The organism is Bacillus sp. PAMC26543 (genome assembly GCF_014250375.1).
GTDB classification, from domain to species: Bacteria; Bacillota; Bacilli; order Bacillales; family Bacillaceae; genus Bacillus; species Bacillus halotolerans.
Window position 1 is genome coordinate 1,429,365 of sequence record NZ_CP060193.1, and the last position, 14,089, is coordinate 1,443,453.

11 protein-coding genes and 1 other annotated feature are annotated in these 14,089 nt (G+C 45.1%); of the genes, 10 read left to right on the plus strand and 1 reads right to left on the minus strand.

Going from position 1 to position 14,089, the window contains the following annotated elements; all coding sequences use genetic code 11:
* The 3 genes from hemL (at position 1) to cotN (ending at position 4,831) form a co-directional block, all read left to right on the plus strand.
* Entirely contained in the window at positions 1 to 1,293 is a 1,293-nt protein-coding gene (gene hemL / locus H7F27_RS07105; protein ID WP_185848748.1) for a glutamate-1-semialdehyde 2,1-aminomutase, read from the plus strand.
* Between the two features lie 134 nt (positions 1,294 to 1,427).
* On the plus strand, positions 1,428 to 3,773 hold the full coding sequence (locus H7F27_RS07110) for a LysM peptidoglycan-binding domain-containing protein (RefSeq protein ID WP_185848749.1): 2,346 nt from the start codon (positions 1,428 to 1,430) through the stop codon (positions 3,771 to 3,773).
* Between the two features lie 32 nt (positions 3,774 to 3,805).
* Complete coding sequence (gene cotN, locus H7F27_RS07115) at positions 3,806 to 4,831, plus strand: spore coat protein CotN (protein ID WP_095714285.1); 1,026 nt, start codon at positions 3,806 to 3,808, stop codon at positions 4,829 to 4,831.
* Positions 4,832 to 4,850: 19 nt separating this feature from the next.
* Here cotN and H7F27_RS07120 read toward each other — a convergent pair whose 3' ends face one another.
* Positions 4,851 to 5,042: a hypothetical protein gene (locus H7F27_RS07120; protein WP_024122364.1), complete on the minus strand. Its 192-nt coding sequence runs from the start codon at positions 5,040 to 5,042 to the stop codon at positions 4,851 to 4,853.
* 166 nt (positions 5,043 to 5,208) lie between these two features.
* Positions 5,209 to 5,431, plus strand: a binding site (T-box leader).
* A 59-nt stretch (positions 5,432 to 5,490) separates the two neighbouring features.
* On the opposite strand from H7F27_RS07120, the gene valS reads away from it, so the two are divergent.
* The 7 genes from valS (at position 5,491) to mreB (ending at position 14,061) form a co-directional block, all read left to right on the plus strand.
* A complete protein-coding gene (valS, locus tag H7F27_RS07125) occupies positions 5,491 to 8,133 on the plus strand; it encodes a valine--tRNA ligase (RefSeq protein WP_024122363.1) in 2,643 nt (880 codons plus the stop codon).
* 59 nt (positions 8,134 to 8,192) lie between these two features.
* On the plus strand, positions 8,193 to 9,485 hold the full coding sequence (locus tag H7F27_RS07130; protein WP_185848750.1) for a bifunctional folylpolyglutamate synthase/dihydrofolate synthase: 1,293 nt from the start codon (positions 8,193 to 8,195) through the stop codon (positions 9,483 to 9,485).
* A 140-nt stretch (positions 9,486 to 9,625) separates the two neighbouring features.
* Positions 9,626 to 10,372 (plus strand): prepilin peptidase, encoded by a 747-nt coding sequence (locus H7F27_RS07135; protein ID WP_185848751.1) that lies wholly within the window; start codon positions 9,626 to 9,628, stop codon positions 10,370 to 10,372.
* 132 nt (positions 10,373 to 10,504) lie between these two features.
* Complete coding sequence (locus H7F27_RS07140; RefSeq protein WP_024122359.1) at positions 10,505 to 11,503, plus strand: SPOR domain-containing protein; 999 nt, start codon at positions 10,505 to 10,507, stop codon at positions 11,501 to 11,503.
* A gap of 150 nt (positions 11,504 to 11,653) precedes the next feature.
* Positions 11,654 to 12,223 (plus strand): Maf family nucleotide pyrophosphatase, encoded by a 570-nt coding sequence (locus H7F27_RS07145; protein WP_185848752.1) that lies wholly within the window; start codon positions 11,654 to 11,656, stop codon positions 12,221 to 12,223.
* A 37-nt stretch (positions 12,224 to 12,260) separates the two neighbouring features.
* Positions 12,261 to 12,956, plus strand: a complete 696-nt coding sequence (gene radC, locus H7F27_RS07150) for a RadC family protein (RefSeq protein ID WP_024122357.1) — start codon at positions 12,261 to 12,263, stop codon at positions 12,954 to 12,956.
* 91 nt (positions 12,957 to 13,047) lie between these two features.
* Positions 13,048 to 14,061 (plus strand): cell shape-determining protein MreB, encoded by a 1,014-nt coding sequence (mreB, locus tag H7F27_RS07155; RefSeq protein ID WP_010335164.1) that lies wholly within the window; start codon positions 13,048 to 13,050, stop codon positions 14,059 to 14,061.
* The last annotated feature ends 28 nt before the right edge of the window (positions 14,062 to 14,089 follow it).

A 14,089-nucleotide genomic window follows, 5' to 3' on the forward strand; every position in this document is an offset into this window, starting at 1 on the left:
ATGAGAAGCTATGAAAAATCAAAAGCGGCTTTTAAAGAAGCGCAAAAACTCATGCCGGGCGGTGTAAACAGCCCCGTTCGCGCCTTTAAATCGGTAGACATGGACCCGATTTTTATGGAGCGCGGAAATGGCTCTAAAATCTATGATATTGATGGAAATGAGTATATTGATTACGTATTGTCATGGGGGCCTTTAATTTTAGGACACACAAATGACCGCGTTGTAGAGAGCCTCAAAAAAGTGGCTGAATACGGGACAAGCTTCGGGGCTCCGACTGAGGTGGAAAATGAATTGGCGAAGCTCGTCATTGACCGAGTGCCGTCAGTAGAAATTGTACGGATGGTCAGCTCAGGAACCGAGGCGACCATGAGCGCGCTTCGTTTGGCAAGAGGATATACAGGCCGCAATAAGATTTTAAAATTTGAGGGCTGCTACCATGGACACGGAGATTCTCTGCTGATTAAAGCGGGTTCAGGAGTGGCAACACTCGGTCTGCCTGACAGCCCGGGCGTACCTGAAGGAATAGCGAAAAACACCATCACCGTTCCGTACAATGATTTAGAAAGTGTAAAGCTTGCATTCCAACAGTTCGGTGAAGATATTGCAGGCGTCATCGTAGAACCGGTTGCCGGAAACATGGGAGTAGTTCCGCCGCAAGAAGGCTTCCTGCAAGGATTGCGTGATATTACTGAACAGTACGGCACGCTGCTGATTTTTGATGAAGTCATGACTGGCTTCCGGGTCGATTACAAATGCGCTCAAGGCTATTTCGGCGTAACGCCTGATCTGACTTGCTTAGGAAAAGTGATCGGGGGCGGACTGCCTGTCGGCGCTTATGGCGGTAAAGCCGAAATTATGGAGCGGATTGCTCCGAGCGGTCCGATTTATCAGGCAGGTACGCTGTCAGGCAACCCGCTTGCGATGACGGCTGGACTCGAAACATTAATGCAGCTCACGCCTGAATCATACAAGATCTTTATGAAAAAAGGTGACAGGCTGGAAGAAGGCATTTCAAAAGCGGCAGAGGCGCACGGTATTCCGCATACCTTTAACCGCGCAGGTTCAATGATCGGTTTCTTCTTTACAAATGAACCTGTCATCAATTATGAAACAGCCAAAGCATCGGATTTGAAGCTGTTTGCCAAGTATTATAAAGGAATGGCAAACGAAGGTGTGTTCCTTCCGCCGTCTCAATTTGAAGGGCTTTTCCTCTCGACGGCTCATACTGATGAAGATATTGAAAAAACAATTCAGGCAGCTGAGAACGTATTCGCTGAGATCAGCCGCGGATAAGTACGATAAAAACCGGTATCAAGGACATCCTTGTACCGGTTTTTCTATGCTTCCCCATTCATATTTTCTCCATTTCATACATACACCTTTAGTGACATCTAATTTTAAGGATTAGATGAAAGGAGGATATGAACTTGCCGCAAAATCATCGATTGCAATTTTCTGTAGAAGAATCGATCTGTTTCCAAAAAGGACAGGAAGTTTCTGAACTGCTTTCCATTTCATTAGATCCTGATATTAGGGTTCAGGAAGTAAATGATTACGTTTCAATCAGAGGATCGCTTGAACTTACAGGTGAGTACAACATAGATCAGAGCAAAAATACTGAAGAGTTTGATACCGATAAGCGGTTTGTCGAAGAGGTCAGAACGAGAGAGGATGGAACTGCGGAACTGACTCATTGTTTCCCTGTCGATATAACCATCCCGAAAAATAAAGTCAGTCATTTACATGAAGTTTTTGTGTTTATTGATGCATTTGACTATCAACTAACAGACTCGCGCATCCTGACGATCCAGGCTGATTTAGCAATAGAAGGCCTTCTTGATGACACAGCAGACAGAGAGCAAGACATTCCTCTCTATGAAGCTCCTGATGAAGGTTTTTCTGAGCCGCCAGAGCTATTTGCTTTAGAAGCAGAGGACAGCGAAGAAGAAGCGCCAGCCGAGCCGCCGGAGCTTCTAGTCTCGGAAGCAGGGCTTCGTGAAGAGCAGGAAAATGAAGAGGAAGAAGCTGAGCGGTCAGAGCCATTGGCTTTGAAATCAGAGGACAGCGAAGGTATAAAGGCGGAAGAAGCGCCAGCTGAGCCGCCAGAGCTTGTTGTCTCGGAAGCGAGGCTTCGTGAAGAGCAGGAAAATGAAGAGGAAGAAGCTGAGCGGTCAGAGCCATTGGCTTTGAAATCAGAGGACAGCGAAGATATAAAGGCGGAAGAAGCGCCAGCTGAGCCGCCGGAGCTTGTTGTCTCGGAAGCGGGGCTTCGTGAAGAGCAGGAAAATGAAGAGGAAGAAGCTGAGCGGTCAGAGCCATTGACTTTAAAAGCAGAGGACAGCGAAGGTATAAAGGCGGAAGAAGCGCCAGCTGAGCCGCCGGAGCTTGTTGTCTCGGAAGCGGGGTTTCGTGAAGAACAGGAAAATGAAGAGGAAGAAGCTGAGCGGTCAGAGCCATTGGCTTTAAAAGCAGAGGACAGCGAAGATATAAAAGCGGAAGAAGAAGCGTCAGCTGAGCCGCCGGAGCTTGTTGTCTCGGAAGCGGGGCTTCGTGAAGAGCAGGAAAATGAAGAGGAAGAAGCTGAGCGGTCAGAGCCATTGGCTTTAAAAGCAGAGGACAGCGGCGGTATAAAAGCAGAAGAAGCGTCAGTTGATCCGCCAGAGCTTGTTGTCTCGGAAGCGAGGCTTCGTGAAGAACAGGAAAATGAAAAGAAAGAAGCTGAGCGATCAGAATCAGCTGCTTTAAAAGCAGAGGGCAGCAAAGATATAAATGCAGAAGAAGCGAAGCCGCCGGAGCTCATTCTTTCAGAGGCAGGGCTTCGTGAGGAAGCGGAAACAGTAGAAGCAGATTCCCCAAAGGCTGCTTCAGGAATAGAGATCCGCGAAAAAGCAGAGACGGAAGAAGAGCATGCGGAACTGTCAGAACCGCTTGTTTCGGCGGCGGAAATATCACCTGCTGTAGAAGCTGAGCTTCAGCAAGAGGCTGAGCGTGGTGAAGAAAAAACAGAAAAACCAGATTCTTCTATTCTTGAGCATGCTCTGCGTCAAGAATCCCAAAAAACAGAATCGGAGCTATCGGATCACATAGAGCCTGCACCTCGACAGGATGCAGAACAACTGAAGGAAGTCCAGGAAACTATACATGAAGACGTTGTTTCTTTAGAAGGAAGCAGAGAGCAGGAAGAAGCGCCAGCTGCACTTTTAAAGGAAGAAGCAGCAGCTCCAACCCTGCATTTTAATCAAAAGATAAGTGCTGAAGGGGAATCTCAGGAAGAAGAGCTTACGCCGGCCTACCGTACCTTCCTGCCGGAACAAGATTCAGAAGAGCATTCCTTTTATTCAGCGCCTAAGCTGCTGGAGGAAGAAGAGCAGAAGAAAGAAAGCTTTGAAATTGAAGTGAGAAAAACACCTACACCTGAAGAATCTGAGGAAGAGGCGTCTTTTCATTCTTACCAGCTGCCAGACACTTCCGAACCTGAAAGGAAGGAAACAGATGCTATTGCTGGGGCTGTTCCTGCTGCTCAAACAAAGGGAACTGAAACAAAGGAAAATCATAATTCTCTTTATTTAACAAAACTCTTTACGAGAGAAGAAGATGAGTTTTCTAGAATGAAAATCTGTATTGTTCAGCAGGAAGATACCATTGAACGTTTATGCGAACGGTACGACATTACCTCCCAGCAGCTGATCAGGATGAATTCTTTGGCGCTGGATGATGAATTGAAAGCAGGGCAGATTCTTTATATCCCTCAATACAACAGCAGCCATGCGTAAGCCGTAAGCGATCGGAAAATGTGGTGAATGGAATGGAAGATGTCCAATCGGTTCTTCAGGAATACGGACTGACGGCTCAATTTATTGAGCCAGTCAGTTCTCGTGTGTGGAAAGTGTATTCAGATTATGGGGTATTTGCGCTGAAAAAAATGAAATCGGTTCGCGGCAAACATTTTACAGATCAAATGGTGGCAATTGAGGAAAAAGGCTTTCATTCCTTTGTTCCCATTTACAGAACAAATGGGGGAGAGTTTTTCTCCGGGGGCGTACAAACTGGAGACTCCTATTACTTAATGCCTTGGCTCCAATTTGACCAAGAGGAAGAGCGGGATCAGAAACATGCCTATCTATTTAGAGAAACAGCCCGCCTTCACGAGAGAACTGCGCAGGAAATCAAGGTCAGGCGTGAAGACATTGAACGCCACTATGAACAAACGAGAAAAAAGTGGGAAAATGAAAAGGTCATTTATGAACAGTTTGTAGACAGAGCTGAGAAAGAATGGTACCTTTCCCCCTTTGAATTGCAGGCTGTAACCTATTATTCAGAAACCATTTCCGCCGTAAACTTTGCGCTTGAGCGGATTAAGGACTGGTATGAAGCGGCAAAAGAAAAAGGCTCCTCAAGGGTTGTCATTACCCACGGCAGCCTGTCTATTCACCATTTTCTGTATAATGATGCAGGGACCGGATACTTTACGAATTTTGAGAGAGCGTCTGTGGGGCCGCCGCATAACGACTTGCTCGGCTTTTACACACGAATGTTCAGCGGTTTTCCAAAAGCTTGTCCGGAGTGTGTCGATTGGTTTTATGCATATACGAAAGCATTTCCTCTGCATGAGGCTGAAATCAGTCTTTTTCTCAGTTACATGGCTTATCCGGCAACGGTGTACAAAGTGCTGAACCGCTATCAGACCGGGAAAAGACGGCGTGAAAAAGATGAATGTACACACTTATTAAAGGCATACTGGCAAATGAAAAATATTGAGCCGTTTGTGATGAAAATCCATCAAATTGAACAAGAGAAAAAATTTCAGGCGGAAAACGAGTCCACGTCTTAATTGGCGCGGACTTGTTTGTTTATATCCATTCCAAATGAAGCGCACAGGCTAACAGAATCAATATTGCGAGCAGCAAGACATCAAAGGTTGTCGGAAAGAAAATGGTTCTGATACCTTGAAAAATCGTAATCGGGATAATCACTTGCGCGGATACAAGCCGAATTTGCCTGACCCACGGCGGCAGGGAATAAGAGCTGAAACGTTTCTTCACGGTGCATCCTCCTCAACGCATTTACAAGCATCATATGTATACTTGGTCAATAGGTGCCTGCCCATCTTGTATAGGACGCAGTATTTTTGGAAAAGATGATTGACGAATCAAAAACACTTTTACTATAATAAAGAACATAAATAAAGTATATAATGAGCTGATAGATACACCTGCTTAGAACGGGAAGAGTACAAGAAAGACGCATGCAGAGAGAGAAGCCGCTTGCTGAAAGGCTTCTTATGTTGTCTGATTGGAAGGTCGCCCGGGAGCATAATTTCTTGAAAGAAGAGTAGAGAAATTCGGGAAACCCCCGTTATCCGTTGAAGCGCATGAACTGACAAAGTTCATGAAAAAAGGTGGTACCGCGAAAGAGCTTTTTCGTCCTTTTCCCAAGGATGAAGGGCTCTTTTTTCGTTCTCAGCCATTTTAAACATGCTGGAGGGTTATGATGGAAACGAATGAACAAACAATGCCGACGAAATACGATCCGGCTGCGGTTGAAAAAGACCGATATGATTTTTGGCTAAAAGGTAAGTTTTTTGAAGCAGGCAGCGATCAGACAAAAGAGCCGTACTCTGTCGTTATTCCGCCGCCAAACGTAACAGGAAGGCTTCACCTTGGCCACGCTTGGGATACCACGCTGCAAGACATTGTAACAAGAATGAAACGCATGCAGGGGTATGATGTACTGTGGCTTCCGGGTATGGACCACGCCGGTATCGCGACACAGGCTAAAGTTGAAGCGAAACTTCGTGAAGAAGGCACAAGCCGTTACGATTTAGGCCGTGAGAAATTCCTTGAAGAAACGTGGAAGTGGAAGGAAGAGTATGCTGATTTCATCCGCAGTCAGTGGGCGAAATTAGGGCTTGGCCTTGATTATTCCCGTGAACGCTTTACGCTTGATGAAGGCTTAAACAGAGCGGTTCGCGAAGTGTTCGTCAAACTTTATGAAAAAGGCTTGATCTACAGAGGCGAATACATCATAAATTGGGACCCTGCAACAAAAACAGCTTTATCAGACATTGAGGTCATTTACAAGGATGTTCAAGGCGCGTTTTATCACATGAGCTATCCGCTTGCTGACGGATCAGGTTCAATTGAAATCGCGACGACACGTCCAGAAACGATGCTTGGTGATTCGGCCGTTGCGGTTCACCCTGAAGATGAGCGCTACAAGCACCTTATCGGAAAAACGGTTATTCTGCCTATCACAAATCGTGAAATACCGATTGTCGGCGATGACTATGTTGATATGGAATTTGGTTCAGGTGCGGTGAAAATTACGCCTGCCCACGATCCGAACGACTTCGAACTTGGCAACCGTCATAACTTAGAGCGTATTCTGGTCATGAATGAAGACGGCACGATGAATGAAAATGCGCTGCAATATCAAGGCATGGATCGCTTTGAATGCCGTAAAAAGCTCGTTAAAGATTTACAGGAGGCAGGCGTTCTCTTCAAAATCGAGGACCATCTGCACTCTGTCGGACATAGTGAACGGAGCGGAGCGGTTGTTGAACCATATCTTTCTACCCAATGGTTTGTGCGTATGCAGCCGCTTGCTGATGCAGCAATTGAATTGCAGGAGAAAGAAGAAAAAGTCAACTTTGTTCCTGACCGCTTCGAAAAAACGTATTTGCATTGGATGGAAAATATTCGCGACTGGTGTATTTCCCGTCAATTATGGTGGGGCCACCGCATTCCTGCCTGGTATCATAAAGAAACAGGCGAGTTATATGTCGGTCTTGAAGCGCCGGAGGACAGCGAAAATTGGGAGCAGGATACAGACGTGCTGGATACATGGTTCAGTTCTGCGCTCTGGCCTTTCTCCACTATGGGCTGGCCTGATTTGACAGCTGAAGACTTTAAACGCTATTATCCGACTGACGTTCTCGTTACAGGCTACGACATCATTTTCTTCTGGGTGTCACGCATGATTTTCCAAGGGATTGAATTTACTGGCGAACGTCCGTTTAAAGATGTTTTAATCCATGGCTTAATCCGTGATGAGCAAGGCAGAAAAATGAGTAAATCTCTTGGCAACGGTGTCGATCCGATGGAAGTGATTGACAAGTACGGAGCCGATTCCCTTCGCTATTTCCTGGCGACTGGAAGCTCTCCTGGCCAAGATCTTCGCTTCAGCTATGAAAAAGTGGAATCGACTTGGAATTTTGCCAATAAAATTTGGAACGCTTCTCGTTTCGCATTAATGAACATGGATGGCATGACATATGATGAGCTTGATCTTTCAGGTGAGAAATCAGTAGCTGACAAGTGGATTTTAACGCGTTTAAACGAAACGATCGAAAGTGTGACACAGCTAGCTGATAAATATGAATTTGGTGAAGTCGGCCGCCATTTATATAACTTTATTTGGGACGATTTCTGTGATTGGTATATTGAAATGGCGAAGCTTCCTCTATACGGAGAAGACGAAGCGGCTAAGAAAACAACCCGTTCCATCCTTGCTTATGTTCTGGATCAAACGATGCGCCTGCTCCATCCGTTTATGCCATTCTTAACGGAGGAAATTTGGCAGCACCTGCCTCACCAAGGAGAATCCATTACTGTAAGCACATGGCCTGCTGTTGTGCCTGAGCATACAGACACTGAAGCTGCTGCTGACATGAAGCTTCTCGTTGAACTGATCCGTTCTGTGCGTAATATCCGCAGCGAAGTAAACACACCGATGAGCAAGCAAGTTGAATTGTACATTAAAGCGAGCACGGACGAGGTCGCAGCCCGTCTCGAAGCAAACCGTTCTTATGTGGAACGCTTTACAAATCCGAGCGCGCTGAAAATCGGTACAGATATCGAAGCTGTTGATAAAGCAATGACGGCAGTTGTCACAGGAGCAGAGGTCATACTTCCGCTTGAAGGTTTAATTAATATCGATGAAGAAATCGCCCGTCTGCAAAAAGAATTCGATAAGCTGACGAAAGAAGTCGAGCGAGTCCAAAAGAAACTTGGAAACGAAGGATTTATAAAAAAAGCGCCTGCACACGTAATTGATGAAGAACGTGAGAAAGAGAAAGATTATGTGGCAAAGCGTGACGCTGTTCAAAAACGAATGGCTGAGCTGAAGGGCTAATGAAAAGCCGAGGCGGTTTCTTGAGAAACCGCCTTGTCTTATAAAAGAGGGGATTATCATTGTTTACTGCATATGAAGAAGCGCGCAGCTGGATTCACAGCCGTCTAAAATTCGGAGTGAAGCCCGGTCTTGATCGAATGAAGCAGCTGATGGCGCGATTGGACCATCCTGAAAAGAAAATCCGCGCGCTCCACGTGGCGGGAACAAACGGCAAAGGATCAACTGTCGCTTTTATCCGTTCTATGCTGCAAGAAGCGGGATACACTGTCGGTACGTTTACATCGCCTTATATCATCACATTTAATGAGCGCATCAGCGTAAACGGCACACCTATTACAGATGAGGAGTGGGTCACACTCGTTAATCAGGTGAAACCGATCGTTGAAGCGCTTGATCAAACTGAACACGGTCAGCCGACAGAATTTGAAATTATGACGGCTTGTGCATTTTTATATTTTGCTGCGTATCATCAGGTCGATTTTGTTATTTTTGAAACAGGTCTGGGCGGAAGGTACGATTCTACTAATGTTGTCGAGCCGCTTTTAACTGTCATCACAAGTATCGGACACGACCATATGAACATTTTAGGAAACACCATTGAAGAAATCGCAGGCGAAAAAGCCGGGATTATAAAAGAAGGCATTCCGATCGTGACAGCCGTTACCCAGCCGGAAGCCTTACAGGTAATCCGGCATGAAGCTGAACGAAAATCTGCTCCTTTTCAGTCATTGCATGATACAAGCAGGATTTATAATGAAAAGGCTCTCTCTGCAGGAGAACAGTTTTCTTTAAAAACCGGAGAAACGTGTTATGAAGATATTCGAACATCTCTCATCGGTACGCATCAAAGACAAAATGCGGCATTGTCCATTTTGGCTGCCGAATGGCTTAACAGGGAAAACATTGCTGAAATTAGTGGTGCTGCGTTAAGAAGCGGGCTCGTAAAGGCTGCTTGGCCGGGCAGATTAGAGTTGGTTCAGGAACATCCGCCGGTATATTTAGACGGCGCCCATAATGAAGAAGGGATCGATAAGCTGACTGAAACGATGAAGCAGCGTTTTCCGGATTCCGATATTTGTGTGGTGTTCAGTGCGTTAAAGGATAAGCCGTATCATGACATGATTAAGAAACTGGAAACGATCGCGCACTCGATTCATTTTGCTTCTTTTGATTTTCCGCGTGCTTCTCTTGCGAAAGATCTGTATGATGCTAGTGAAATCAGCAGCAAAAGCTGGAATGAAGATCCGGAGCATGTGATCAAATTAATAGAAAGCAAAAAAGGCTCAAATGATATCGTGCTCATTACGGGATCACTTTATTTTATTTCTGACATTCGAAAAAGAATGCTGTAATGACTTTGGCCCGGCAGAATCAATAATGATATTCTGCCGGGATTTTTTCTGTCAAAATCTAAAATTGCTTATTATAGATCAATATGCTTGCTGTGCTACAATCCATAGCATAATCTAAAGAGAGTAAAGGTGTGTTGTCTATGATTCCGATTCTTTTTGTCCTCGGCCTTATCCTCGGTTCATTTTATTATACGGTTGGATGCCGTATCCCCTTGCACATATCCATCATAAGTCCGCGTTCGGCATGTTCCTTTTGCCGTCGAACCCTAACCCCGACGGAATTAATCCCTGTTTTATCTTTTATTCTGCAAAAAGGCAATTGCAAAAGCTGCGGCCAAAAGCTCTCTCTTATGTACCCGGCGGCAGAGCTCTCGACAGCGAGTTTATTTGCAGCCGCGGGATTTCGTTTCGGTTTGTCTTGGGAACTGATTGTTGCGTTGGTGTTTCTATCTCTTCTAATTATTGTTTCTGTGACAGATATTCACTTTATGCTGATTCCAAATCGCATATTGCTATTCTTTCTTCCCTTTCTGGCGGCTGGCAGAATCATTTCTCCGCTTCTTTCTTGGTATGAAGGCTTTATAGGCGCGGCTGCCGGTTTTCTTTTACTGGCCTTTATTGCCGTCATCACTCATGGAGGAATAGGGGGAGGGGATGTTAAATTATTTGCCGTTATTGGCCTTGTGCTTGGTGTAAAAATGCTTGCTGCCGCCTTTTTCTTTTCAGTTTTTATAGGCGCATTGTACGGAGCTGCCGCTGTACTGTTCGGAAGGCTGGCCAGAAAACAGCCGATTCCCTTTGCCCCGGCAATTGCGGCAGGAAGCATTTTCGCTTATTTATACGGTGACTCTATCATTTCCTTTTATGTCAAAACGGCGTTAGGCTGACTGATGAAAAATTTGACGAACGTTTTTTGGACAAGACGACAAAAGTCTTGTTCTTTTTTTTTTCGCCTGTGCTAAAGTGTGTAGCATGAAAAGCCACAAGAACGGTCACACAAATGAAGGGAGGAAGCAGAATTGAAAAAAAGGAAGCAAAAAAAAATCAGTAAAGCGGAAGAAAAAGCCCTTAAGGTGACGATTAATGGAAAAGAAGAAACAGTTTATGAACAAGAGACACCGGAGACAGAGCAAGAAAAAAACATGACGTTTTCAAATTGGGAGGAAAAGAGAAAGGCGGAGCAGGAGGTTGCGGCGTCCCATGAACATCCTGATGAAGATGAATTCAACTGGGATTCAGACGAGGATAAGGTGTTTAAAGATGACCCCAAAGTTGTTCCGCCTTATCAAAAGAAGAAATCGAAGCTCTATTCAAAAGGAAAGTCAGGGTCGGCCAAGCCGGTAAAAAGAGTGGCGGCGACAATTGCCTTTGCTGCGGTTTTAGGCACAGGCTTAGGGCTATTCGCATTGAATATATCAGGCAATAAAGAAGCGTCGGCGCCAGCCTCCTTAGACGATTCTTTAGGCAGCCAGACGGCAAAAGCAGGAGATACATCTGCGGAGAAACAAAGCACCGGCGGTGAAAAACAAGCGGCACAAACGGAAGGTACATATAAAACATATGCAGTTCAAGCAGGAAAGTTTTCAAATGAAAAGGGTGCTGAGACGTTAACTGAACAGCTGACTGAAAAAGGATATTCCGCCGTCTCCCTGTCAAAGGATGACGGGTACACGTATGTCATCGCGGGTCTGGCAAATGATAAGGCTGTATCACAGCAGTTAGGGCAGCTTTTGATCGACAGCGATTTTGAAGCTTGGGGAGGCAAGGAATTATCCTTATCAATAGAGTCGGATATGACAGATTCTTTCAAGAAAACAGCAGAGCTCTCTGCGAAGGCGATTCTCGGAGAAGATATCACAAAAGCAAGTGTTAAAAAAATAGAAAAGTCGCTCGGTGAATCAGAAGCGGCTGAAACGGGAGAGAAAAAAGCAGTTTTGCAGGCGTTAAAGGAATTAGAGGACCCAAGTGCTGAAGCCGGATGGAAGGCTCAGCAGCAGCTTTTAGCCGTAATTAAATAATAGAAAGTGCCTGAGCCTTCGTCCTTAGTGACAGGCTTTTTTTATTTTGTCATGAAAAAGTTATTTTTCTGAAATTGTGGCGAGCCTCATGATTTGGTAGGATAAATGAGTATCTTTTTTTCTTAAGCAAACCCTGAAAGGATGACGAACATGGCTAAGCCGCTTATACTTGCATCACAATCTCCGCGAAGAAAAGAACTCCTCGATCTGCTTCAGATCCCCTACACCATTACTGTCAGTGAAGTAGAGGAAAAATTAAATCGAAACTTTTCACCTGAAGAAAACGTCCAATGGTTGGCAAAACAAAAAGCTAAGGCTGTGGCCGATCTCAATCCGGGCGCAATCGTAATCGGTGCTGATACAATGGTATGTCTTGACGGTGAGTGCCTAGGCAAACCGCAAGATCAAGAAGAAGCCGCTGCTATGCTCCGCAGGCTTTCCGGCCGTAGTCATTCAGTGATAACCGCTGTCAGTATTCAAGCTGCAAATCACAGCGAAACGTTCTATGATAAGACTGAGGTTGTGTTTTGGCCCCTCAGTGAAGAAGATATTTGGACTTATATTGAAACGAAAGAACCGATGGATAAAGCAGGTGCTTACGGCATCCAAGGAAAAGGCGCACTTTTTGTAAAAAAAATAGACGGAGATTATTATTCAGTCGTAGGGCTCCCTATATCAAAAACAATGAGAGTTCTGAAGGATTTTGATGTAGAAGCCTGACGATTTTTATAAACGGGAAGGGAAAGAAAAGGAGGGCTTGATCATACACGATCTGCCATTAAAACTCAGAGATTTCCCAAAGAAAGAAAAACCTAGAGAACGGCTGCTGAAAGTCGGAGCCGAGAACTTAGCAAACAACGAACTTTTGGCTATTTTATTGCGGACAGGCACAAAGAACGAATCTGTTATGAACCTTTCAAACAGGCTTCTGCGCTCGTTTGACGGGCTGCGTCTGCTGAAAGAAGCTTCCGTTGAGGAGCTGTCCAGCATCCCGGGAATCGGTCTGGTGAAGGCTGTGCAAATACTGGCAGCAGTTGAACTGGGAAGCCGTATTCATAAACTAGCCAATGAAGAACATTTTGTAATCCGCTCCCCGGAAGACGGCGCAAACCTGGTCATGGAGGATATGCGCTTTTTAACCCAGGAGCATTTTGTCTGTTTATATTTAAATACAAAAAACCAAGTCATCCATAAACGCACTGTTTTTATCGGAAGTCTGAATTCATCTATTGTCCACCCCCGGGAGGTATTTAAAGAAGCGTTTAAACGATCTGCCGCTTCCTTTATTTGTATCCACAATCATCCATCGGGGGATCCGACGCCGAGCAGGGAAGATATTGAAGTGACAAGACGGCTGTTTGAATGCGGAAACCTGATTGGCATCGAGCTGCTTGACCATTTGGTGATTGGCGACAAAAAATTTGTGAGTTTAAAGGAAAAAGGATATTTGTAACACTTTTTTTTTCGTCGAATTAAGCTATAATAGAGTTTATGAGTTTTTCCCTTTAGGGTATTTTTGCTTTAAGAAAGGAAGATACATACATATGTTTGGAATTGGTACAAGAGACCTTGGTATAGATCTTGGAACTGCGAATACGCTTGTTTTTGTGAAAGGTAAAGGAATTGTTGTGAGAGAGCCGTCAGTCGTTGCTCTGCAAACGGATACGAAATCGATTGTTGCTGTCGGAAATGATGCGAAAAATATGATCGGACGGACTCCTGGAAACGTAGTAGCTCTTCGCCCGATGAAAGACGGCGTTATCGCTGATTATGAAACGACGGCTACCATGATGAAATATTACATCAATCAGGCCATTAAAAATAAAGGCATGTTTGCCAGAAAACCTTATGTGATGGTTTGTGTGCCATCCGGCATTACTGCGGTTGAAGAGCGTGCTGTTATCGATGCGACAAGACAAGCCGGAGCGCGTGACGCGTATCCGATCGAAGAACCGTTTGCTGCGGCTATCGGCGCCAATCTGCCGGTTTGGGAACCGACTGGAAGCATGGTTGTTGATATCGGTGGCGGAACGACAGAAGTTGCGATTATTTCCCTCGGAGGTATTGTAACATCTCAATCCATCCGCGTTGCCGGTGATGAAATGGACGATGCGATTATCAACTACATCAGAAAAACATACAACCTGATGATCGGGGACCGCACTGCTGAAGCGATTAAAATGGATATCGGCTCTGCTGAATCCGCAGAAGAATCCGATAAAATGGAAATCCGCGGCCGTGACTTGCTGACAGGTCTGCCGAAAACGATCGAAATTACTGGAAAAGAAATTTCTAATGCTTTGCGTGACACTGTGTCAACTATTGTAGAGGCAGTGAAAAGCACACTTGAAAAAACACCGCCTGAGCTTGCCGCAGATATCATGGACAGAGGTATTGTGTTAACCGGCGGCGGAGCGCTTCTTCGTAATTTGGACAAAGTCATCAGCGAAGAAACAAAAATGCCGGTCCTTATCGCTGAAGACCCGCTTGATTGTGTAGCGATCGGTACAGGAAAAGCACTGGAGCACATCCATCTTTTCAAAGGAAAAACAAGATAATCGGGAGTTCAATAGAAGAGGTGTAACA